A 19,813-nucleotide genomic window follows, 5' to 3' on the forward strand; every position below is an offset into this window, starting at 1 on the left:
CGGGTTTTTTTATTGAAAGAGACGTTATGTCCAAAATCCATGAAATCCGTAGCGAGCGCGCCAAGATCAACGACCGCGTGCAAGCCCTGGCCAAGCTGGAGGCCGAAAACGGCTCTCTGACCTCCGCGCAGCAGGCAGAGTTTGGTGAGTTGCAGGCGCAGTTCGAGGCCATGTCCGCCCAGATCGCGCGCCTGGAGTCGGCCGAGCGTATGAATGCTGCGGCCGCAGTGCCTGTCTCTGCCGCTTCGGATGTGACTGCAACCAAGACCGTGCCCGCCCAGCCCAAGCAGGCTGAAGCGCCTGGCGCCGGCATGGCCAAGATGGTAGTTGCCTTGGCCGCAGCCCAAGGCAATCGCCAGGCTGCAGCGCAGTTGGCCATTGAGCGCGGCTACGGCGAGCACATCGCTGCTTCGCTGAATACGCTGACCTCGGCCGCCGGCGGTGTGCTGGTGCCCACCAATCTCTCGAGCGAGGTGATTGAGCTTTTGCGTCCCAAGTCCACCGTGCGCAAGATGGGGACGCGGCCCTTGCCTCTGAACAACGGCAATATGACCATCCCGCGCCTCAAGGGTGGTGCGGTGGTTGGCTATATCGGCTCTGATTCCGACGTGCCTGCAACCCAGGGCGAATTCGACGACCTGAAACTGTCGGGCAAGAAGCTGGCGGCACTGGTGCCCATCAGCAATGACCTGTTGGCCAACTCTTCGGCCAACCCGAATGTGGACGCCATCGTGGTGGGCGACCTGACCAGCGCGCTGGCGGCCCGTGAAGACAAGGCCTTTCTGCGCGACGACGGCACCTCCAACACGCCCAAGGGCCTGCGCCACTGGGCCTTGCCAGCCAATGTGTTTGCACCGACCTCGGCCACGCCGACATTGGCAGAGGTGGATTCTGACCTGAACAAGGCACTGTTCCGCCTGGAAAACGCCAATGCCAACATGACCAGCGTCGGTTGGGTCATGAACCCTCGCACCTTCCGCTTCCTGGCTTCCATCCGTGATGGCAACGGCAACAAGGCCTACCCGGAGCTGGACAACGGTTTCCTCAAGGGCTATGCCGTGGCGTTCACCACGCAGATTCCGGCCAACCTGACCGTGGGCGCGGATTCCAACGGTTCGGAGCTGTACCTGGCCGACTTCGGCGACTGCTTCATCGGTGAAGACGAAGGTCTGGTGATCGATTACTCCAAGGAGGCCACCTACAAGGACGGCCAGGGCAATGTTATCTCTGCCTTCCAGCGCGACCAGACGCTGATTCGCGTGATCGCCAAGCACGACTTTGGCCCCCGCCACGTCGAATCCATCGTGGTGCTCAAGGACGTCCAGTGGGGCTCCAGCTTCGGCTAAGCCCGCCTTGTGTTGACCTGCTCTGGCTGCTGGCCGGGGCGTTCAAGGAGTGAGTAATGGAAAAAGTAGTCGTACTATTCACCAAGCCCTTCCGGGCTTACGCCAAAGGCGATCGTGCGGGCTTTGATGCGGACGCCGCCCAGCACCTGAAGGATCTGGGTGTGGCCAGGCCTGATGTCGAACCCGATGCAGACCAAGTTGAGCAAGAGCTGGATGGTCTCCAGCCTGCCCACGTTGACGCTGCTGCTGAGCAGCAATTGCAGGAGCCGGCGCCCGAGCAGGCCCCTGCGGCGGAAGCGCAGCAAGCGCCCCAGGCTTCCGAGCCGCAGTCCAAGCCAGCAGGCAAAGCACCCAAGAGCGCCAAGGCATGATTGCCCAGTACCTTGGCGATGAGCCTTTGACACTTGCCGAAGTGAAGCTGCAATGCCGAGTGGACGGTGACGATGAGGATGGCTACTTTGAAGGCGTCCTTATCCCGGCCGCACGCTCTTTGGCTGAGGAGGTCAGCGGCGCGGCCATTCGCAAGGGGCGCTATATCGAGCAGGCCAGTGACGTAGGTAATTCGGTGCTTGCCCGCGGTTGCGTGATTGAGGTGGAGAGTGTCACTGTTAATGGTGACTCCATACCGTTTGCAGTTACGCAGACTGGCCGGCTCACCTTGGTTCAAGCATCTGGGTGTGCAGGTAGGGCAGCGCAAATCACATACACAGCGGGTATCGACATCGCGGTGCACGCCGGCGTGCGCGCCTGGATGCTGCTGGTTGTCGTCTGGCTGTATGCCAATCGTGAGCTGATGGGACAGCGCGAAGGGGCGAAGGCTCCTCCTCACATCAGCGCCGCTCTCTTGTCCAGTATCAACGTGCAACCGGGGTTTTGACCATGGACGCAGGAAGTCTTCGAGACCGCATCCACATCCAGCGCCGCTTGACTGGTGGCGGGCTTGGCCAGCTATCGAACAACTGGGAAGAGGTTGCAAAGGTCTGGGCAAACATTCGCTTTGCCTCGGGCAGCGAAACCGTGCGCGCGGGGCAGGTGGCCAGCAAAGCTCAGGCCAGTATCCGAATTCGATGGCGCACGGACATCAAGGCTGACATGCGTGCTGTCTGTGCAGGCGTGGAATACAGCATCAAGGCCGTTTTGCCAGAGCGGCAGCGCCGCGAGTATGTGGATCTGGTGTGTGAGGTGACCAATGGCTAGGGGGAGCAATTCACTTATTGCCTCTATCGATCTTTCGGGGGTTGAGTCACTGTTTGATGATCTGGGTGACGCGGCAGAGGAGGCGGCCAGGCCGGCGGCACAGGCCGCCGCCCAGGTGTTCTACGACACAGCGAAGGCCAACGTCGCCAGGATCAAGAAGCTCTCGGGCAACCTGGGCAAGGCCATCTATCAGGCTTTCTCGCCAGAGAACAGCGGGCAGGGTGTTGCCGAGTATCACATCAGCTGGAACGCCAAGACCGCGCCGCATGGTCAGCTGCTGGAGAACGGCCATTGGCAGCGCTATCAGGTGGTGATGACCCGAAAGGGCTGGGTGACGCTGGCGCGGCCGGAGAGCGCCGGCAAGAAGAAGCCGCGGCGCAGAGCCAGTCAGGCCGAGAAGGATGCGTACTATCTGCCTCGCCCGGGTGGGCCGGTCTACATACCGGGCAAGGCCTTCATGCGCGGGTCGCTGCGCGCGGAGCCGGCTGCTGTGCTGGCCTCGGCTGATGTGCTTTGGCAAGCCTTGGAAAAGGTGAAGTGATGGACGAAGCTCTACACGCAGCCATTGCGGCCGTAATCCCGAGCTGCTACGGCACTGTGGCCCTGGCTAACGCGCAAACGCCTTATGTGATCTGGCAGCGCTTTGGTGGTGATACCAGCGAATACCTGGACAACGAGGATTCTCAGGTTGATGCTGCCGATGTGCAGATCCGGATTTTCAGCCCAGATATTCTGGAGCCGAAGCGGCTAATGCAGCTGCTTGTCAGCGCATTGCGCGCCCACCTAGATCTCGTTGTCCGGCCGATAGGCAACTTCTGCGACGACTACGACCACGACATGGATCTTTACACAGCTGAACAGGACATCCGCGTCAGCTACTGACTTCAACGCCCGCAAGGGCCAAACAACCCGCCATGGAAAACCAGGCGGGTTTTTCTTTGCCTGAAAGGGGCACAACCATGCGCAAAGTTCCTCTGCCCGATGGGGCAAAACTCAATCTTTACACCGCGGCTCTTACCGCCTTGGCCGCTGGTGCAATGTCCAATGCAGCACATGCGGTGGTGACAGTGGCCAATACTTTGCAGGCTAAGGCTGTAGTCGTCATCACCAGCGAGGACTACCCGGAGCTGGAGGGGCGCGTGGCCCGCGTCAAGGCCGCGACGGCTGACAGCGTGACTCTGGACGGTGTTGATACCAGCGATCTCACAAAATTTCCGATGGGTGGAGAGGTATCGCTGATCCCTCTGGTTGCCAACGATTGGCAGCGCCTGCCTTATGTCCCCAGTTTCGCGCTGAGCGGTGGTGAACTCAAGACTGGCAGCAGCAGCTATCTGGATGTTGAAGACGAGCAGGAATTCAGTCAGGGTCGCTCGGCGCGCCGCCTGGAATACACCAACAGCTGGAAACAGGATGGTGCGGCTCGTGCTGCTTTGAAGGCGTCTGACGGCATGGAGTCTGTGCATCGTCTGGACTTCAAGGACGGCTCCGCCAGCTACTACGTGGGCGAGCTGGCCTATGACGACACACCGAGCACCGAGAAGGGTGCCGAGATGACTACCAAGTCCACGGTGCTGTTGCGTGGCGCTCCGACCACTCTGGCTAAGGCTGCTTGATTATGAGCGAGCAGATTGCACGCCAGATCGTGCTGGGCCAGCGGCCCAAGGGCATCGTCCATTCCCTCAAGGTCGCCATGCCGGATGGCACCGAGGGTCTGCTTCCCGTGACCTTTCGATACCGCGACCGCGTGGAATTCGGTGCATTCCTTGACGGTCTCTTTTCAGTGGAGCCTCCGGCTTTTGATCCCACCGCAGGCCAGCCGTCCACTCAGCAGCAGCGCGGCGTGGTGCAGATCAACGGGCAGTACATCCATGGGTGCTTACTTGAATGGGGGCTGGATGCACCGTTCACCCTGGACAACTGCATCCAGCTGGCAAGCGAACTGCCAGCAGCGACCCAGGCCGTGATGAACACCTACAAGCAGCTGTGCATGGAGGGCCGCTTGGGAAACTGATTGCGGCAGCGCGTGCGCGATACATGCAGCTCCCGGATGCCCAGTACCTCAAGGAATGGGGGCTGCCGGTGAGCCAGTACGCCGACATGTTCAGTGTCCAGGTCTGGCCCGAAAACTGGACCGCCTGGTGCCTGTTCGATGCCCTGCAGACGCAGTGGCGTGTCGGCGCCGGCGGTGTGGTGGGCCTGGACTACGGCGTGCTGGCCGACGAACTTCGCGCCCGCGAAATCCCCCATGAAGACCACGCCCGGCTACGCGCCGAGGTGCGCGTCATGGAGGCTGCCGCACTTCAAGAAATCTATGCCGAGGCTGAAAAATGAGCGATACCGACCGCCGTAAAGTCCAGATCGAGGCCTCGCTGGACGCCAGTGGCGTGCGAGAAGGTGCCGATGAAGCAGTGCGGGCTGCAAAGGGCATGGCTGACGGCATGAAAGAGGCCGGCCGCGATGGCGCTAACGGGCTTAAGCTGCCAGAGAAGCAGTCGCGGGAAACCGCTGCCGCCATGTCTCGGGCTGAGAAAAACATGGTCGGCAGCATCCAGCGCGCCACCGTGGCTCTGCAGTCGGGCGGCAAGGCCGGCTCGGAGTACTACGAGATTCTGGCCAAGCAGCGCGGTATCTCGGGTGATGTGCTCAAGCCCTATATCGACCAGTTGCGTCAGGCCGAGGCAGCGCAAAAGCGCCTGAGCCAGTCTGGACAGTACGTCATGAGTGACCGCGCTCACTCTGCAGCGATGCGTGGCGTGCCTGCACAGTTCCAAGACATCATCGTGTCGCTGCAGGGCGGGCAGAATGCCATGACGGTATTCCTGCAGCAGGGCTCTCAGCTGATGTCCATGTTCGGTGGTGCAGGGGAGGCCGCCAAGGCGCTGGGCGGTTATGTGCTGGGGATGGTGAACCCGTTCACGCTTGCGGCCGCAGCAGCTGGCGTACTGGCTTACGGCCTGTACTCAGGCGCCAAGGAGGCCCATGCATTCCTGGTCGTGCTGCAAAAGACTGGCAACCAGGCCGGCACCAGTGTCCAGCAACTGGTGGACATGTCGGCCGCCATGGATAACGTGGCGGGCATTACCCAGGCCAAAGCGGCCGAGGCCCTGGTCACATTTGCAGCGAATGCTGGCGTTGGTGCTGAACGCCTGCAGCGCTACACCACGACAGCAATTGAGTGGGAGCGTGCCACCGGGCAATCCGTGGAAGAGGTGGCCAAGGACTTCAAGAAGTTGGGCGAAGACCCCGTCAAGGCGGTGCTTGAACTGAACAAGCAAATGAACTTCTTGACGTCGGCAACCTTTGAGCAGATCAAGTCGTTGCAGGAAGTGGGGCGCGAGACAGATGCCGCCCGCGTCGCCCAGGATGCCTACGATTCGGCCATTGCAGGCGCTACCAGCACGATCACTGCCAACTTGGGGGCGGTTGAAAAGGCTTGGATTGCCATTCGCAATGTGGGTGCCGAGGTGATCGACATGATCAAGTCTCTCGGCCGCCAGGAGGGCATGCATGCAGTTGTGGAGCGGCTGCAGAAAGAGGTCAACGACTACCAGGACCGTGGCCCGACCAACTCTGTGACCGAGAGTACAGGCAGCTATGCCAAGGGCCTCAAGACCCGGCAGAACAGGCTCGACAAAGCGCGCGAGATGTTGGGCCTCTCCGAGTCGGCCAACACCTATGTGCAAGGCTCTCGTGATCGTGAGCAGGCATTGATCAATCTGAGTGCTGAAGCCAGCAAGCACTATGACAAGCAGACTCAGAAGCGCCTGGAGCTTGCTGCTGCCGAGAAGAAATACGGAGAGGCTGCCAAGACCAGCGCAGAGGCGCAGAAGCAATATGACACTGTCATTGCTGGCATCAATAAGAAGTACGAGGAGAAGGAGAAGAAGGGGGGCAGCACGGCGCCCGCTTCCCGTCGCCTTGACCTCTCCGAGATCCAGAATGCCGCCCGTGAAGAAGTCCGCATCATCGACGGCAAGCAGAAGGATCTGGAGCGCCTGCGCCAGTCAGGGCTGATTGATGACCAGGGCTACTACAGCCAGAGACGATCCCTGATCGAGGAGTCCAGCAAGGTCGAGGAGTCCGCCCTGCAGGAGCAGATCACCCGCCTGCAACAGGAGAAGGTCAAGGGAGTCGATGCCCTGGCCGTCAAGAAGCAGATTGCGGATACCGAGTCCAAGCTGGCCGCCAAGCGCCTGGAGACGGGCGAGAGGCTCAAGGCTCTGGCCCATGAGGAAACCCTGGCAACTGATCGCCAGCGCATGGCAATGGATGCTTTGGCGGAGTCGCACAAGCGTGCCATGGAGCAGATGCGGGAGCAGCAGCAGCGCACTATCAGCTCGGCCTGGATGGGCACCAAGGATCGCCAGCGTGCTGAAGGCATATGGAGCATCAAGGACAGCTACCTTGCCGAAGAGCGCAATTTGCGGGACCGGCGCATGTACACACCGAACCTCTCCAAGGAGCAGCAGGCACAGATTGACCAGCGCTTAGCTGACCTAAAGGTCGAGAAGGAAGAGCGCATCCGCATCGCTGAGGCCACCTATGCAGAACTGGACCAACTGCAGACAAAGTGGGAGTTGGGTGCCAGCTTCGCCTTGCAGAACTATGTCGACCAGGCTGCGAACGTGGCGCAGCAGACGGCCGATGCATTTACCAATGCGTTCAAGGGCATGGAGGATGCGCTGGTCAACTTTGTGATGACCGGCAAGCTGGATTTCAAGTCCTTGGCGAATTCGATCATTGCTGACCTGGTGCGGATTCAAGCTCGGCAGATGCTCGCGGGACTGGCTACGGGCGCGCGCGGCCTTCTGGGCTTTGCCACGGGTGGCTACACGGGCGACGGTGGCAAGTATGAGCCGGCTGGTGTGGTGCACCGTGGCGAGTACGTCATCAATGCTGAAAGCACCAAGCGTGTCGGTCTGGGCTTGCTCAATCGCCTCAATGGTTACGCCAAGGGCGGTCTGGTGGGTGGGCCGGCTGCAGGCACTGGCCTGGTCGTTCCTGCTGCGGCCTCGATGCTGGTCGATGTGGATGTCCATTTGCAGCAAAGCGGCTCGGGGCAAGTCAATGCGACCGGCACCGAAGGCTTTATGACCCAGCTGGGCAAGTTGGCCGGGAATGCGGTCAAAGAGGCCATCGCAAAAGAAATGCGCCCTGGCGGCTTGATCTGGGCCAGACAAAACGGGAGGGCGTAATGCCTGAGTTGTTCCATTGGCGCCCTCTGGCTGAGCCCGAGGGCGTTTTTACGCATGCCATCTTGAGCGCTCAGTTTGGGGATGGCTATGCCCAGATTGCTGAGGATGGCATCAACAACCTGCAGCAGTCGTGGCCAATGGTGTTTCGCGGCCGCGAATCGCAGATCAAGCCTATCAAGGCATTTCTCGACAAGCATGCCGGCGCAAGGGCCTTCCTGTGGACGCCGCCCATGGGCGTGCAGGGCCACTACGTGGAGAAGGAAGGTTATCGCCTGCAGCCCCACGGTGGTCATCGGTTGATGAAGAGCTACACGCTTTCGGTGACGTTCAAGGAGGCCCCTCGACCATGATCACAGCAGACATCCAAGGCCTGGAGCCGGGCAAGCTGGTGCAGCTCTTTGAGCTGGACCTGAGCGAGCTGGGCGACGAGATCTGGCGCTTTCACGGCTACTCGCAGGCAGGGTCTATCTGGTGGCAGGGCCAGGAATACAAGCCCTGGGCCATCGAGACCGAGGGCTTTGCCCGCAACGGTACTGGCCAGCAGCCCACGCCGACCCTGCGCGTGGGGAACATCGGCCCAGACGGCAAGGGCGGCATGGTCTCCGGTGTGATCTCGGCGCTGTGCATTGCGCTTGATGACCTGGTCGGTGCTCGCGTGGTGCGCCGGCGCACCTTTGCGCATTACCTGGACGCCCGCAACTTTGTCGAGGGCAACCCATCGGCGAACCCCAATGAGGAGCTGGCTCCCGATATCTGGCTGGTGGAGTGCAAGACCCATGAGGACAAGGAAACGGTTGAGTTTGAGCTGGCCAGCGCCCTGGACTTCGACGGTCAGCAACTGCCGGGCCGCCAGATCGTGGCCAACCTCTGCGGCTGGCTGAGCAATGGCGGCTATCGCGGGCCGTACTGCGGCTACACCGGTGCCGCCATGTTCAACCGTGACGGCAATCCAGTCACCGACCCCACCAAGGACCGCTGCGGCGGCCGCGTCAGCGATTGCAAAAAACGCTTTGGCGAGTGGGAACCCATCAACTTCGGCGGCTTCCCCAGCGCCGATACCTTGCGAGGTTACTGATGCTGCACAAGAAGACGGTAGACGCCATCAAGGCGCACGCCCTGGCTGAGTATCCGCGCGAGTGCTGCGGCCTGCTGATCGCTCAGGGTCGTAAAGAGATTTACCGCCCCTGCGTCAATCTGGCGCAGGGCACCGAGCAATTCCGCATGGCGCCCGAGGACTGGGCTGATGCCGAGGACGCCGGCCGCATCCTGGCCGTGGTGCATAGCCATCCAGACGCGCCCGCCCAGCCCAGCGAGGCCGACCGCGCCTCCTGCGAAGCCACGGGCCTTCCTTGGGTGATCGTGAGCGTGCGCGAGGGCCAGTTCGAGGAGCTGCACCAGTTCGCTCCCACGGGCTGGCAGGCGCCGCTGCTGGGCCGGCAGTTCTTCCATGGGGTTCTGGACTGCTACACGCTGGTGCGGGACTGGTATCGCCGGGAGGCAGGGATCGAGCTGATGCCTTATGTCAGCGAGGACGACTGGTGGAACAACGGCCAGGACTTGTACATGGACAACTATGTCAAGGCGGGGTTTGAGCGCTTGCCGGATGGCGTGCCATTGAAGCCCGGCGACATGATCCTGATGGCCGTGCGCTCGCTGGTGGCCAATCACGCCGGCATTTATCTGGGCAGCCGGCCGCTGGCCGAGGTCCCTGGTCTGCACCCCGTTCCCAACGCCATGCTGCAGCACCTCTATGGGCGCTTGTCTGAGCGCGTGGTTTATGGCGGCTACTGGCAGGAATGCACGCGGGCTGTGGTCCGTCACAAGGACTTGGCTCACAAGGAATTGCCCCATGAGTGACCAGCTGCGAACCATTCGCCTCTATGGCTACCTGGGCGCTCAGTTTGGCCGGGTGCACCGCCTGGCTGTTGCCAGCTGCGCCGAGGCCGTGCAGGCGCTGTGCGTGCTGCTGCCGGGCTTCGAGCGAGAGCTGATGACCAGCAAGGACCGGGGTGTGGGCTATGCCTGCTTTCTGGGGCGGCGCAATCTTGCGGACGATCAGCTTTTTGATCTCGCTGGCCAGGAAGACATTCGCATTGCGCCCATGGTGCAGGGCGCCAAGCGCGGCGGCCTGTTCACTTTGGTGCTCGGGGCGGCGCTGTTCTTTGCGGCGCCGTATCTGGTCAACCCCGCCACGGCGGGATTGCTGGGTGAGGGCGGGGCCATGGTGTTCGGTGCCGGGGTGGGCAGCATGGGCAAGCTGCTGATGCTTTCGGGCGTCACCCAGTTGCTCTCTCCTCAGCAAAAAGGCCTGTCCACGGCCGATGGTCCCGACAACGGGGCCTCTTACAACTTCAACGGGCCGGTCAACACATCGGCCCAAGGCAACCCCGTCCCGCTGCTGTATGGCGAGCTGATCATCGGCTCGGCCGCCATCAGCGCGGGCATCTTTGCGGAAGACCAGCAATGACCGTTCTCGATGTGGTGCGCTCCGGACCTCGGCCTGTGCAGGGCGGCTGGAGCCTGCGCGGCTACAAAGGCAAGGGCGGCGGCAGCGCTCGCCCGCCCGTGGAAGCGGCCGACAGCCTGCACAGCACCAGCTATGCCCGCGTGCTCGATCTGCTCAGCGAGGGCGAGATCTCCGGCCTGGTCAACGGCCTGCAGAGCATCTACCTGAACGAGACGCCGTTGCAGAACGCTGATGGCAGCATGAATTTTCAGGGGGTGCAGGTCGATTTCCGGGCGGGCACGCAGTGGCAGGACCCTGTCCCTGGGTTTCCGGCGTCGGAGTCCACGGCCAGCGTGAATGTGGAGCTCAAGTACGGCACACCCTGGGTGCGTGCGGTCAACAACCGCAACCTGTCGGCCGTGCGCGTGACTCTGGGGGTCAACGGCTTGCGCTCCGTGGACACCAGCACGGGCGATATCAATGGTTACTCGGTGCAGTACGCGATTGACCTGCAAACCGATGGCGGCGCCTGGGTGGAGGTGATCAACACGTCCTTCAGCGGCAAGACCACGGCCCAGTATCGCCGCACGCACCGCATCGATCTGCCAACGGCTGCCAGTGGCTGGGCGGTGCGTGTGCGCCGGCTCACGGCCAATGCCACCTCGGACAAGATCAGCGACACCACGGTGATCGACAGTCTGGCCGAGGTGATCGATGCCAAGCTGCGTTACCCCATGTCGGCCCTGATCGGTCTGCAGATCGACGCCAGCCAGTTCAATGCTGTACCGACGCGGGCCTACCATGTGCGCGGCCGCATCATCAAAGTGCCCGCTAACTATGATCCCGCCACGCGCATCTACACGGGCGTGTGGGATGGCACTTTCAAGACGGCCTACAGCAACAATCCGGCCTGGGTGTTCTATGACCTGGTGCTGAACGACCGCTACGGCCTGGGCAAGCGCATCCCTGCTGCCTGGCTGAACAAGTGGGCGCTGTACCAGATTGCTGCCTACTGCGATGAGCCGGTGCCCGATGGCCGTGGCGGTACCGAGCCGCGCTTTACCTGCAATGTCTACCTGCAGCAGCGCGGCGATGCCACCCGCGTGCTGCAGGATCTGTGCTCGGTGTTCCGGGGCATGGTGTACTGGGCTGCCGGCACGGCCGTGCCCGTGGCCGACATGCCGCGCGATCCTGTGTACACGTATACACAGGCCAATGTGATCGAGGGCCGCTTTGTCTACTCGGGCAGCCGTCGCAAGGACCGCAACACCGTGGCCCTGGTGTCGTACAACGACATGGGGGACATGGCGCGCCAGAAGCTGGTCTATGTGCAGGACGATGAAGGCGTGGCCCGCTATGGCGTGCGCCAGGTCGAGATCTCGGCCTTTGGCTGCACCAGCGAGTCTCAGGCCTACCGCGTGGGCCAGTGGGCCTTGCTCACGGCCAAGCGCGAGACGCAATCGGTCTCGTTCTCGGTCGGACTTGACGGCACCTTGTGCGCCCCTGGCCAGATCATCCGCATTGCCGACAACATGCGCGCCGGTCGCCGCATCGGCGGCCGCATCCGCTCCGCCACCCGGTCCAGCATCGAGATCGATGCCGAGCTGGGCATCCAGTACGGTGACGAGCTCACCGTGATCCTGCCCTCGGGCGTGGCCGAGACGCGCAAGGTCAGCAAGGCCTATGGCGTGCTGCTCACGACTGACATGACGAGCTATACCGTGGACAGCACGGAGCTGACGGCCGACATGATCTCGCTGCCAGGCACGACCATGGTCGTGGAGGTGGAGACTCAGTTCTCGGCCGCGCCGCGTGCGCAGTCGGTCTGGGCGCTGGAGGCTCCCACGCTCAAAACCCAGCTCTACACGGTCATGAGCGTGACCGAAGGCGAGGGCATCACGTTTGACGTGACGGCCGTGCAGCACGAGCCGGGCAAGTTTTCTGCCATCGACCACGGCACCCGCCTGGACCCGCGCCCCATCACGGTGGTGCCGCCCAAGGTGCAGCCCGCGCCTGGCAGCGTCACGCTCAGCAGCTTTAATGTGGTGCGCCAGGGCATCAGCTCGCAGACAGCCGCCATCCGCTGGGAGGCGGCCGAGTCCGCGGTGCTCTATGAGGTGGAGTGGCGCCGCAATGACAGCGACTGGGTGCGCGCTGGTCGTACCACGACCACGGGCCTGGAGATCGACGGCGCTTATGCGGGCACCTATGTGGCCCGCGTGCGTGCCATCAACGCCATCGAGGTGCCCAGCGCCTGGACGCAGTCGGCGCCCACGGCGCTGGCCGGCATTCTGTCGGCGCCGCCAGCGGTCACCAACCTGGCGGCCGTCAGCCAGGTGTTCGGTATCGGTCTGTCCTGGGGCTTCCCGGAAGGGGCCAACATCATCCAGCGCACCGAGCTCTGGTACAGCCAGACCAACAACCTGGCGCAGGCCATCAAGCTGGGCGACTTCTCCTACCCGCAGAACACGCACACGATGATGGGCCTGGCCGCCGGCGCCGCGTTCTTCTTCTGGGCGCGGCTGGTGGACAAGAACGGCCTGGCCGGGCCGTGGTATCCGACTGTCTCGGGCGTGCAGGGCAAGGCCAGCTCGGATGCATCGCTGATCCTGGACTATCTCCGGGACCAGATCACGGAGACCCAGCTCTCTCAGGCGCTGCTGGACAAGATCGAGAGCGACGACGGCGCATCGGTCGAGGTGGAGGCGCTCAAGAGCGCTCTGGCGGCCATGTACACGATCAAGACCCAGCTGACCGTGGACGGCAAGCCGTACATGGCCGGCATCGGTGTCGGGGTGGAAAACAACCAGGGCGTGATCACCAGTCAGATCCTGCTGGCCGCCCAGCGAATTGCGGTGCTTAACGAGGCCAACGGCTACACCGGCGTGCCGTTCGTGATTCAGGACGGAGTGACCTACATCAACTCGGCCTTCATCAAGACGGCATCCATTGGCAGCGCAAAGTTTGCGGACGTCACGGCGTCAGATGCTGCCGTCAATGGGCAGCCGGTCTACAGCATCAATTGGCGCACGGGTGTTCAGCAGAGTGTGAGCCTCAACGGCGGCATCAAGAGTGAGCAGGGCACCGGCTATTGGCATGTAACGGACACCTCTACAGGTGTCGTTGTTTTGGAGATAGATGCCCGTGGTTAAGTTCACCATCCGCGACCGGGCAACCGGCGCAGTGAGGGTCAGTTTGGGCGACCGATTGACCAAGCTGACCGGCACGCTCACCACGACTATCGGTCAAGCAGGAAGCATCACCGTCCCAGGATCGCCGCAAGACGGGGATGTGTGGTTCACGATCGTCAGCTTGTCCGGCGACCCGTTATATCAAGGCTACCCCGCAGTCAATCTGTCGGGGTCAGTGATTTCTTGGGAAGCCAATAGCTATGCGCGCTTCTTGATCCACTACGGGAGGTATTAATGACTCGTGTAGCCATTAGGAACCCCAATAGGACTGTGTTGATTGATGACTCTTATGAGAACCTGACGCTACACGCGAAAGGCAGTCAATTCATCAAGACTCCGGCGTTGGGCGAGACCTACGTACCTTATTTCACTTTCTCGGTGCCGATGATTGGCGGCGTGCCTCCTGCTATCGCGATACGGTGCGAATCCCGCGATATGGGCATGCATATCGTGCACAGCGTGATCAGCGGGAATAACTTCGTTGTGACGGTGCTGTGGCAGCCAAAGATTCCGAATGGCGACGATGGAATCCTGTACTGGTATGCCTTCTACCCGACCAGCAAGACATCGCGCGGCACGGGTGTTGTGGTGCTGCGCAATAGGCATACAAACATCGTCACTTTTGATAGCGATCTGAAGTATCTGCGGGTCGTTGATGTGATCTCTGGCTCGTCCGAGACCACTGCCAACTATCCCGCAGGCAGAACTTATGCATCCATGGCGATGCGAATCCAGTACCGGGTGCAGACGGACAACGTGTACCTAGAGCACGTGGATGCGTGGCGTTGGTCTGCCGACTGGGACATTCTTTCTGCCCGCTGGACGGGGAGCACGCTCAACATTCGGAACGTGTCAATGCGCCAGGCCGACCAGGGGATACCCAACGAAGTGGGTGGAGTCTGGCAGCAAGTCGGATTCAGTTTTTTGGTTGTGGATGTGACGGGCTATTGAATATTGGAAGTGAATATGACACTGCAAGCTATCAAATACGGCGCTGCAGCCAATGACGGCACGGGCGACAGCCTGCGTGAGGCCATGCGCAAGACGCAGCAGAATTTTGAATACCTGGATCAGGGGAAGGTGGACAAGGTCGCGGGCATGGGCCTGTCGTCCAACAACTTCACGAACGACGAGCGCGTCAAGCTGGCGAACATCCAGGCGGCAGCTACGAAGAACCTTGCTGATGCTGTGCTGTTGGAGCGCTCCAACCATACAGGAGGTTTCAACGGGTTTGGCACTGCGTACTTGATGCGGAACCATGACGCGCTGCCTCTGACCGCACCCCCTAGCGCCTACTTCGGTAAAGGCAGCTTCGTAGGTTTTGCCATGGGGGTTGAGGTGGGTATCCCTGACCTGAGCTACGGCATCGGGCGAGTAGACGCCCACTGGGCAGACGCCTCAGGTGGCTATGGTGTGATGCGCAGCTTTGAGGGGTGGGGAAGTCGACGGTTCTCCAGCTACGCGCTAGACGCCAACACATGGTCGCCTTGGCTTGAAATTACTAATCGGGCCAATCTGACTGGTACTCAGACTCTGTCTACGATTAGCGACGCAGGTAACGCCGCCGCTCGTACGGTAATGACTTCACAGCTCGACGTTACAGACAGCCGTCTTATGGCGGTGGGGGCGTTCGGCCTGGGTAAGTTGAGCGGCGTATCCGGGGTCAACCTCGATAACTACAGCTATTTTCCGACTGGCACTTCGTTCCAATATCACAACGGGGCGAGCAATGGCCCTTACCCAGACTTCTACGGTTATGTGACTGTGGAGAAGGTCGACAACCTTTACCTGATCCAGACCGCTAAGGCTACTACTACCGGAGTGGCCTACCGGAGGGTCGTGGTAAACGGCGTTAAAGGCGCATGGATGCTCGTCATCGATACGCAATCCGCAGTCGGCACGATATCCACGGGTTCGATCCTTGAGACAGGCACCAACGCTAACGGTACGTACACAAAGTTCGCAGACGGCACTCTAATCTGCACCTATCGGAGGGCGTGGGACGAAAACGTGCCTGCTGGGTACGCTACAGGCCCCTCTTACAACTTCGCCGCTACCTTCGTAGGCAACCCGACCATCTCGATAAATGCCGGGTTCTACTCAGAAATCGGGGCCACAGGCGATCAGATTTACGCAGCTCTCTACGGGTACGGAGCAGGCAACCTTGCGTACAGCATCCTGAACACAGGCCAGAAACCTAGTCTGACCTACCCAACGGAGTCTATCGGCACCTTTGCCGCAAAGAGCTACCGTGTTGAAGCAACTGCAATAGGACGTTGGAAATGATTATTAACTTGAGTCCTGTGCGCAGCGATTCGCGTATTTCCGTTTCAGTGAATGGGAATGCTATTTCCATCAATGAAGAGGTATTTGATTTTTCGCCTCTGCAGGACGGTGACACGCTGCCGCGTCAGGCCATTAATTCACCTTGGTTTGCCGATGATGTGAAGCGCATAGATGGCGTCTTGCAAGTGGAGCTCGTATTTCCTCATGGCGCATATGCCGACGAGGCCGCGCGCTTCCCCGTGCCGATCACAGTCATTCAGGATGGCCCGGTTCAGCTACCGGACGGAGGGCATGACGCGCCGCTGCCTGAATTTTCCGGGCCGGTAATAGAGACGGAGCCTGTAGAGGAGGAATCTCATGAGCACGATTGACTGGACGCAACGCAAGGCCGCGCCCACGGCCTCAGAGCGGCTGCAGGTGGAAAGAGACCGCCTGCACAGGCTCGTCAATGAGCAATATGCCAAGCGCATGAGCGCGGTAGCGCTGCCCTATCCGCAATACGAGCGAGAGTCCTGGCCGATACAGCTGCAGGAGGCTCAGGCCCTGGCGGCAGATCCTGAGGCCGCAACGCCCTGGATTGATGCCTGTGCTACCCAGCGCGGCCTGGAGTGCAGCGAGCTGGCCCAGCGCATCCTGACCAAGGACTCCGCTTACCGCTTTATTTCCGGGCAGCTCACGGGAGCGCGCCAGGCGCATGAGGACGCAATCGAGGCGCTGCAGGATCTCGAAGCCTTGCGCAGCTATGACGAGACTCAGGGTTGGCCGCAAGCCTGAGCCAATCAAAAAACAGATCACCCGCTTCGGCGGGTTTTTTATGCCTGGGAGGGCTATGAGCAATGAAACAACAGCAGCAGCCGCAGAAGTCATTGGGGCAGCTGTTGGTAGCAAAGCTACCTATGCCGGCGCCGGCGTCAGCGCAGCCAGTTGGTGGCTGTCCAGCGAGGCGGGGGTGTTCTTTGGTATCGCCTTGGGCCTGATCGGGTTGATCGTCAATGTGTTTTTCAAGTTGCGCCGAGACCGTCGCGAGCGCACGGAGCATGAGGCCCGTATGGCCGCAATCAAAGGGGCTTGCAATGTCGAATAGGACACTCATTTCCATGATCGGGGCTGCTGCGGCAGCCCTTGCTGTTTCTACAGTGGCCATTTACGAGGGCAAGGTGAACCGCACCTATGTTGATCCTGTGGGCGTGCTAACCAGTTGCTACGGGCACACGGGTCCAGAGTTGCGGAAAGGTCAGGCATTCACCGATGAACAGTGCCTTGCCCAGCTGCAGGCCGATTTGGTAAAGCATGCGGCAGCCCTGGACTGCATCAAGCAACCGCTGAGTGATGGTCAGAAGGCTGCATTTCTGAGCTTTGCGTTCAATGTCGGCAATGGCGCGTTCTGCGGCAGCACGTTGGTGCGTAAAGCCAATGCTGGCGACATCGATGGCGCCTGCGCTGAGCTCAGCCGCTGGACCTACGCTGGCGGCAAGCAGTTGCCCGGACTGGTCAAGCGCCGCGCGGCAGAGCGTCAGCTGTGCGAGGCAGGGCCGACATGACCGGCGCGTCCCGCATCTGGCCTTGGCTGGCCTTGGCCCTTGCTCTGCTGCTGGCTGTGCAGACCCAGCGGCTGGGCAAGGTTGAGGTTGCCCAGTCAAAACAAGCTGCAGCAAATGCCCAGCAAGCGCAAGCAGAAACAGAAAAGAAAGCAGAGGCCGTGGTTGAGCACGGCTCTGCCCAACAGGAAAACACCCATGACTACACGCAAGAAATGGCCCGCCTGGAGGCTGGGCGCGCTGCTGATGCTGCCCGTATTGCAGGCCTGCAGCGCGACATCCGCGGCGCGGCCACCCGTAACGCCCAGCTTGCCGGTGACGCCGCTGCCTGCCGAGATCTCGCAGATCAACACCAGCGACTCGCCGCCCTTGCTGCAGAGGGCGCAGGCGTGGTTGGCCAGCTTGGAGGCTTGGTCAAAAAACGAGACGCTCAGGTGAGCCTGTTGCGCGGCCAGATTGCGGCAGATCGCAATCTGTTTGAACAGCTGAGGCGCGATTGATCAAATTGGCTTCGTAGAAGTGACTGCTGACATGGGTTTTGATACATTTCCTCTGATTTTATAAAGGAGGGATATGAAAATGATTAAAATATCAGCGTATTTATTCGCTGCACTGTCAATTTCTACATCAGCAGCAGGTGTATATGCACAGGATATGGCTGCGCCACCAGTTAAGGCGCAAACAAAAGCTATATTGGCGGTAGTCAAGCATTACAGTGCAGCAATTGCCTGTTCAGATGTAGCGCCGGATGCTAATAGCATTGCAGCGATGGTCCCCTATAAGTCATTCGACAATAGAGAGGATGCAAAATTTGCCGTTATTTGGCATGGAGATATCGGTTGCCTTGGTGGCTCCGGCACTAGTTCAGCAAGAATTGCTGTTGTGAAGGTGGGTGCGGGAGACAGTTTTTATGTCAGTCCTTCAGAATCTTCGCCACAAGTTGACGAGGGACTCCCTCGCTACGTTGAGAAAGTTGTAGGGGCTACTGCAGATTCCATTACCGTTGACGTGCGCGATTATGGAGACAAGGACGCAAACTGCTGCCCAAGCCTTCGAAAGCGATTAACTCTTAGACAATCATCTAAGGGGAACTGGGCTGTAGTTAGCACAAAACAACTGCCGCCAGCCCAATATTAATTAGACACCCCGATACATTGATTTGTATCGGGTTTTTTTTGTTTATGGAGCTACTTCACACGACGCACGCTGAGTTCCAGCTCATACCCCATGGCGGCAAGTGCGGCGGCCACGGTATCGATCTTGGTGGCGTGGCTCAGGTCAAAAACACGGGTCATTTCTTGGGGCTTCACGCCCATGGCGCGGGCTACGTCTGCAGGGCGGGCTCCTGTGGCAAGCCGGGCATTCAACAGCGCCACCTTGACGGCGACACTGGCGGGCAGCTCCACCAAGCGCTCGCCCTTTTCTGCCTTACTGGGGGCGGGCACGGCGCGGCCTTCCTCGAAATAGAACTCCATGGCCGACACCAGTGCGTCGCGCGCCATGGCTTCTGCCTCGGCCAGGTCATCGCCCTGGGTGATCGCTTCGGGGATGTCCCGAAACGTGACGGTGTAGCCCCCTTCGTCGGCGGGATCGAAGCGGGCAGGGTACTTTTGCATGTTGATTCCCATCTAGTGGTCGTGAAGCTCAGGAATTCAGGCTAGGCCCCTTCGGGCCTGCCTCCTTAGTTGATTCCTAGTTGCTTCAGGATTGCGCGTCTTGTGCCTTCCTTCAGCTCTTTACTTGGGTGCCTTGGCAGGGTGCTTGTCTTGCCGTTGTGGTACAGCCTCCAGTGGTTTGTACCGTTCTCGACTCTGACTCCCTGCGCCTCAAGCCACCGCTTGAACTCGCTGATTTTCACGACCACCTTTCTTTTGTTGCGATGGTGTGAGTATAAACAAAAATGCTTAGTCAATGCAAGCATTTTTGTTTATTTGTTTTGGCTTTCGCGCGCCACGTTCAGATGGGCTAGTACCCTTCGACCAAAGGCATTTCCGTCCCATCGATTGCAATCATCACGCCCGTGGTGTTGGGGTCGATTTCAATTGGGACGCCCCACAGCTCATTGGGCTTGGCGAAGGAGTTGACGATGTTGAACTGCCGCAACTCTTCCGGCGTCATCTTGATCAGCTTGGGATAGGCGTTGTTGTGAGCCCTCCAGTGCCGCAGGAACCTGTGGCAAACGCGCTTGTGGACTGTGTGGATCGGGGATTCGCCGGTCATGGCGCGATTGTGTCAAAGCAGGGCGAGACACTGAGACGTACGACTGGGAACGGGCCAGAAGCAGTCTTTCGGACATTGATCTTCAGTATCCACCAAAGACTGAGATCAAAATTTTTAGGCTTTTCTAAACACAACCACAGCGAATTTGCCTGTCGGGTTGTGCACTCATACACTACTAGGCGAGTTAAACATGTACATCGCATGTCTCCTAAATCTAGTTAGGCCACTACATGAGTGCGTACTGCCCCCACTGTGAAAAGGAGATCGCCGCACAGGCGCAGGAGTGCGAGTACTGTGGCGCAAACTTTTCGAACGCCGAGGGGTGGAAGCCAACGTCTGCACCTAGTGTCTGGAAGCCCAAAATCACGGGGCCGGATGCTGTCCTTCAAGCTCT

At 60.3% G+C, this 19,813-nt stretch carries 27 protein-coding genes; 24 read left to right on the top strand and 3 right to left on the bottom strand.

The genetic code is table 11. The annotated features are described in order from the left end of the window. The first annotated feature begins 26 nt into the window (after window positions 1-26). From CTATCC11996_RS14455 to CTATCC11996_RS25580, 24 genes are all read left to right on the top strand, one after another. Window positions 27-1,346 (top strand): phage major capsid protein, encoded by a 1,320-nt coding sequence (locus CTATCC11996_RS14455; RefSeq protein WP_003077402.1) that lies wholly within the window; start codon window positions 27-29, stop codon window positions 1,344-1,346. Between the two features lie 56 nt (window positions 1,347-1,402). Further along, window positions 1,403-1,717: a hypothetical protein gene (locus CTATCC11996_RS14460; RefSeq protein ID WP_003077405.1), complete on the top strand. Its 315-nt coding sequence runs from the start codon at window positions 1,403-1,405 to the stop codon at window positions 1,715-1,717. Beyond that, window positions 1,714-2,223 carry a head-tail connector protein gene (locus CTATCC11996_RS14465; RefSeq protein WP_003077407.1) on the top strand — a complete coding sequence of 170 codons (510 nt, stop codon included), beginning with the start codon at window positions 1,714-1,716 and terminating at the stop codon, window positions 2,221-2,223. Before CTATCC11996_RS14460 ends, CTATCC11996_RS14465 begins: the two co-directional genes overlap by 4 nt. A gap of 2 nt (window positions 2,224-2,225) precedes the next feature. Next, window positions 2,226-2,543 carry a phage head closure protein gene (locus CTATCC11996_RS14470; protein ID WP_233506428.1) on the top strand — a complete coding sequence of 106 codons (318 nt, stop codon included), beginning with the start codon at window positions 2,226-2,228 and terminating at the stop codon, window positions 2,541-2,543. After that, window positions 2,536-3,084, top strand: a complete 549-nt coding sequence (locus tag CTATCC11996_RS14475) for an HK97 gp10 family phage protein (protein WP_003077410.1) — start codon at window positions 2,536-2,538, stop codon at window positions 3,082-3,084. The genes CTATCC11996_RS14470 and CTATCC11996_RS14475 overlap by 8 nt, the downstream gene beginning before the upstream one ends. Further along, window positions 3,084-3,425 (top strand): tail completion protein gp17, encoded by a 342-nt coding sequence (gene gp17, locus CTATCC11996_RS14480; protein ID WP_003077411.1) that lies wholly within the window; start codon window positions 3,084-3,086, stop codon window positions 3,423-3,425. The genes CTATCC11996_RS14475 and gp17 overlap by 1 nt, the downstream gene beginning before the upstream one ends. 77 nt (window positions 3,426-3,502) lie before the next feature. Next, window positions 3,503-4,156 (top strand): phage tail tube protein, encoded by a 654-nt coding sequence (locus CTATCC11996_RS14485; protein WP_034349196.1) that lies wholly within the window; start codon window positions 3,503-3,505, stop codon window positions 4,154-4,156. A 2-nt stretch (window positions 4,157-4,158) separates the two neighbouring features. After that, a complete protein-coding gene (locus tag CTATCC11996_RS14490) occupies window positions 4,159-4,554 on the top strand; it encodes a phage tail assembly chaperone (protein ID WP_003077413.1) in 396 nt (131 codons plus the stop codon). Between the two features lie 23 nt (window positions 4,555-4,577). Next, the gene (locus CTATCC11996_RS14495) at window positions 4,578-4,874 is read left to right on the top strand and encodes a DUF1799 domain-containing protein (protein ID WP_003077414.1); all 297 of its coding nucleotides are present in this window, start codon (window positions 4,578-4,580) and stop codon (window positions 4,872-4,874) included. Continuing rightward, window positions 4,871-7,738: a phage tail tape measure protein gene (locus CTATCC11996_RS14500; RefSeq protein ID WP_003077415.1), complete on the top strand. Its 2,868-nt coding sequence runs from the start codon at window positions 4,871-4,873 to the stop codon at window positions 7,736-7,738. Before CTATCC11996_RS14495 ends, CTATCC11996_RS14500 begins: the two co-directional genes overlap by 4 nt. After that, window positions 7,738-8,088: a phage tail protein gene (locus CTATCC11996_RS14505; RefSeq protein ID WP_003077416.1), complete on the top strand. Its 351-nt coding sequence runs from the start codon at window positions 7,738-7,740 to the stop codon at window positions 8,086-8,088. Before CTATCC11996_RS14500 ends, CTATCC11996_RS14505 begins: the two co-directional genes overlap by 1 nt. After that, window positions 8,085-8,813, top strand: a complete 729-nt coding sequence (locus CTATCC11996_RS14510) for a phage minor tail protein L (RefSeq protein ID WP_003077417.1) — start codon at window positions 8,085-8,087, stop codon at window positions 8,811-8,813. Before CTATCC11996_RS14505 ends, CTATCC11996_RS14510 begins: the two co-directional genes overlap by 4 nt. Further along, window positions 8,813-9,595, top strand: a complete 783-nt coding sequence (locus tag CTATCC11996_RS14515) for a C40 family peptidase (RefSeq protein ID WP_003077418.1) — start codon at window positions 8,813-8,815, stop codon at window positions 9,593-9,595. The genes CTATCC11996_RS14510 and CTATCC11996_RS14515 overlap by 1 nt, the downstream gene beginning before the upstream one ends. Next, window positions 9,588-10,205: a tail assembly protein gene (locus CTATCC11996_RS14520; protein ID WP_003077419.1), complete on the top strand. Its 618-nt coding sequence runs from the start codon at window positions 9,588-9,590 to the stop codon at window positions 10,203-10,205. The genes CTATCC11996_RS14515 and CTATCC11996_RS14520 overlap by 8 nt, the downstream gene beginning before the upstream one ends. Further along, on the top strand, window positions 10,202-13,336 hold the full coding sequence (locus CTATCC11996_RS14525) for a TipJ family phage tail tip protein (RefSeq protein WP_003077420.1): 3,135 nt from the start codon (window positions 10,202-10,204) through the stop codon (window positions 13,334-13,336). Before CTATCC11996_RS14520 ends, CTATCC11996_RS14525 begins: the two co-directional genes overlap by 4 nt. Next, window positions 13,329-13,610, top strand: coding sequence for a hypothetical protein (locus CTATCC11996_RS14530; protein ID WP_138983861.1), 282 nt, complete (start codon window positions 13,329-13,331; stop codon window positions 13,608-13,610). Before CTATCC11996_RS14525 ends, CTATCC11996_RS14530 begins: the two co-directional genes overlap by 8 nt. A gap of 38 nt (window positions 13,611-13,648) precedes the next feature. Beyond that, window positions 13,649-14,326 (top strand): hypothetical protein, encoded by a 678-nt coding sequence (locus CTATCC11996_RS14535; RefSeq protein WP_138983862.1) that lies wholly within the window; start codon window positions 13,649-13,651, stop codon window positions 14,324-14,326. A gap of 9 nt (window positions 14,327-14,335) precedes the next feature. Continuing rightward, window positions 14,336-15,661: a hypothetical protein gene (locus tag CTATCC11996_RS24645; protein WP_138983863.1), complete on the top strand. Its 1,326-nt coding sequence runs from the start codon at window positions 14,336-14,338 to the stop codon at window positions 15,659-15,661. Next, a complete protein-coding gene (locus tag CTATCC11996_RS14545) occupies window positions 15,652-16,032 on the top strand; it encodes a hypothetical protein (protein ID WP_174437023.1) in 381 nt (126 codons plus the stop codon). Before CTATCC11996_RS24645 ends, CTATCC11996_RS14545 begins: the two co-directional genes overlap by 10 nt. Further along, on the top strand, window positions 16,019-16,435 hold the full coding sequence (locus tag CTATCC11996_RS14550; protein ID WP_003077425.1) for a hypothetical protein: 417 nt from the start codon (window positions 16,019-16,021) through the stop codon (window positions 16,433-16,435). Before CTATCC11996_RS14545 ends, CTATCC11996_RS14550 begins: the two co-directional genes overlap by 14 nt. Then, window positions 16,404-16,745 (top strand): holin, encoded by a 342-nt coding sequence (locus tag CTATCC11996_RS14555; protein ID WP_238532417.1) that lies wholly within the window; start codon window positions 16,404-16,406, stop codon window positions 16,743-16,745. The genes CTATCC11996_RS14550 and CTATCC11996_RS14555 overlap by 32 nt, the downstream gene beginning before the upstream one ends. After that, the gene (locus tag CTATCC11996_RS14560; protein ID WP_282183390.1) at window positions 16,699-17,202 is read left to right on the top strand and encodes a lysozyme; all 504 of its coding nucleotides are present in this window, start codon (window positions 16,699-16,701) and stop codon (window positions 17,200-17,202) included. The genes CTATCC11996_RS14555 and CTATCC11996_RS14560 overlap by 47 nt, the downstream gene beginning before the upstream one ends. Beyond that, entirely contained in the window at window positions 17,199-17,699 is a 501-nt protein-coding gene (locus CTATCC11996_RS14565) for a hypothetical protein (protein WP_003077430.1), read from the top strand. The genes CTATCC11996_RS14560 and CTATCC11996_RS14565 overlap by 4 nt, the downstream gene beginning before the upstream one ends. 73 nt (window positions 17,700-17,772) lie before the next feature. After that, window positions 17,773-18,336: a hypothetical protein gene (locus CTATCC11996_RS25580; RefSeq protein WP_138983864.1), complete on the top strand. Its 564-nt coding sequence runs from the start codon at window positions 17,773-17,775 to the stop codon at window positions 18,334-18,336. Window positions 18,337-18,386: 50 nt separating this feature from the next. Here the strand turns inward: CTATCC11996_RS25580 and CTATCC11996_RS14570 are convergent, their stop codons facing one another. The 3 genes from CTATCC11996_RS14570 to CTATCC11996_RS14580 all read right to left on the bottom strand — a co-directional run bounded on the left by CTATCC11996_RS14570 (window position 18,387) and on the right by CTATCC11996_RS14580 (window position 19,419). Then, a complete protein-coding gene (locus tag CTATCC11996_RS14570; protein WP_034349229.1) occupies window positions 18,387-18,815 on the bottom strand; it encodes a type II toxin-antitoxin system HicB family antitoxin in 429 nt (142 codons plus the stop codon). 65 nt (window positions 18,816-18,880) lie between these two features. Then, entirely contained in the window at window positions 18,881-19,120 is a 240-nt protein-coding gene (locus CTATCC11996_RS14575) for a type II toxin-antitoxin system HicA family toxin (RefSeq protein ID WP_370511089.1), read from the bottom strand. A gap of 44 nt (window positions 19,121-19,164) precedes the next feature. Continuing rightward, window positions 19,165-19,419: a hypothetical protein gene (locus tag CTATCC11996_RS14580; protein ID WP_003077436.1), complete on the bottom strand. Its 255-nt coding sequence runs from the start codon at window positions 19,417-19,419 to the stop codon at window positions 19,165-19,167. Window positions 19,420-19,813: the final 394 nt, after the last annotated feature.

The sequence above is a fragment of the Comamonas testosteroni ATCC 11996 genome (assembly GCF_000241525.1).
Classification (GTDB): Bacteria; Pseudomonadota; Gammaproteobacteria; order Burkholderiales; family Burkholderiaceae_C; genus Comamonas; species Comamonas testosteroni.

What these genes read in the sequence shown, in the direction of transcription:
- CTATCC11996_RS14485 (WP_034349196.1), top strand. Translation starts at nt 3,503, where the DNA reads ATGCGCAAAGTTCCTCTGCCCGATGGGGCAAAACTCAATCTTTACACC.
- CTATCC11996_RS14495 (WP_003077414.1), top strand. Translation starts at nt 4,578, where the DNA reads ATGCAGCTCCCGGATGCCCAGTACCTCAAGGAATGGGGGCTGCCGGTG.
- CTATCC11996_RS25580 (WP_138983864.1), top strand. Translation starts at nt 17,773, where the DNA reads ATGAAAATGATTAAAATATCAGCGTATTTATTCGCTGCACTGTCAATT.
- CTATCC11996_RS14475 (WP_003077410.1), top strand. Translation starts at nt 2,536, where the DNA reads ATGGCTAGGGGGAGCAATTCACTTATTGCCTCTATCGATCTTTCGGGG.
- CTATCC11996_RS14505 (WP_003077416.1), top strand. Translation starts at nt 7,738, where the DNA reads ATGCCTGAGTTGTTCCATTGGCGCCCTCTGGCTGAGCCCGAGGGCGTT.
- CTATCC11996_RS14470 (WP_233506428.1), top strand. Translation starts at nt 2,226, where the DNA reads ATGGACGCAGGAAGTCTTCGAGACCGCATCCACATCCAGCGCCGCTTG.
- CTATCC11996_RS14550 (WP_003077425.1), top strand. Translation starts at nt 16,019, where the DNA reads ATGAGCACGATTGACTGGACGCAACGCAAGGCCGCGCCCACGGCCTCA.
- CTATCC11996_RS14460 (WP_003077405.1), top strand. Translation starts at nt 1,403, where the DNA reads ATGGAAAAAGTAGTCGTACTATTCACCAAGCCCTTCCGGGCTTACGCC.
- CTATCC11996_RS14455 (WP_003077402.1), top strand. Translation starts at nt 27, where the DNA reads ATGTCCAAAATCCATGAAATCCGTAGCGAGCGCGCCAAGATCAACGAC.
- CTATCC11996_RS14520 (WP_003077419.1), top strand. Translation starts at nt 9,588, where the DNA reads ATGAGTGACCAGCTGCGAACCATTCGCCTCTATGGCTACCTGGGCGCT.
- CTATCC11996_RS14525 (WP_003077420.1), top strand. Translation starts at nt 10,202, where the DNA reads ATGACCGTTCTCGATGTGGTGCGCTCCGGACCTCGGCCTGTGCAGGGC.
- CTATCC11996_RS14490 (WP_003077413.1), top strand. Translation starts at nt 4,159, where the DNA reads ATGAGCGAGCAGATTGCACGCCAGATCGTGCTGGGCCAGCGGCCCAAG.
- CTATCC11996_RS14555 (WP_238532417.1), top strand. Translation starts at nt 16,404, where the DNA reads ATGACGAGACTCAGGGTTGGCCGCAAGCCTGAGCCAATCAAAAAACAG.
- CTATCC11996_RS14500 (WP_003077415.1), top strand. Translation starts at nt 4,871, where the DNA reads ATGAGCGATACCGACCGCCGTAAAGTCCAGATCGAGGCCTCGCTGGAC.
- CTATCC11996_RS14570 (WP_034349229.1), bottom strand. Translation starts at nt 18,815, where the DNA reads ATGCAAAAGTACCCTGCCCGCTTCGATCCCGCCGACGAAGGGGGCTAC.
- CTATCC11996_RS14560 (WP_282183390.1), top strand. Translation starts at nt 16,699, where the DNA reads ATGAGGCCCGTATGGCCGCAATCAAAGGGGCTTGCAATGTCGAATAGG.
- CTATCC11996_RS14515 (WP_003077418.1), top strand. Translation starts at nt 8,813, where the DNA reads ATGCTGCACAAGAAGACGGTAGACGCCATCAAGGCGCACGCCCTGGCT.
- gp17 (WP_003077411.1), top strand. Translation starts at nt 3,084, where the DNA reads ATGGACGAAGCTCTACACGCAGCCATTGCGGCCGTAATCCCGAGCTGC.
- CTATCC11996_RS14565 (WP_003077430.1), top strand. Translation starts at nt 17,199, where the DNA reads ATGACCGGCGCGTCCCGCATCTGGCCTTGGCTGGCCTTGGCCCTTGCT.
- CTATCC11996_RS14465 (WP_003077407.1), top strand. Translation starts at nt 1,714, where the DNA reads ATGATTGCCCAGTACCTTGGCGATGAGCCTTTGACACTTGCCGAAGTG.
- CTATCC11996_RS14575 (WP_370511089.1), bottom strand. Translation starts at nt 19,120, where the DNA reads ATGCTTGCATTGACTAAGCATTTTTGTTTATACTCACACCATCGCAAC.
- CTATCC11996_RS14510 (WP_003077417.1), top strand. Translation starts at nt 8,085, where the DNA reads ATGATCACAGCAGACATCCAAGGCCTGGAGCCGGGCAAGCTGGTGCAG.
- CTATCC11996_RS14580 (WP_003077436.1), bottom strand. Translation starts at nt 19,419, where the DNA reads ATGACCGGCGAATCCCCGATCCACACAGTCCACAAGCGCGTTTGCCAC.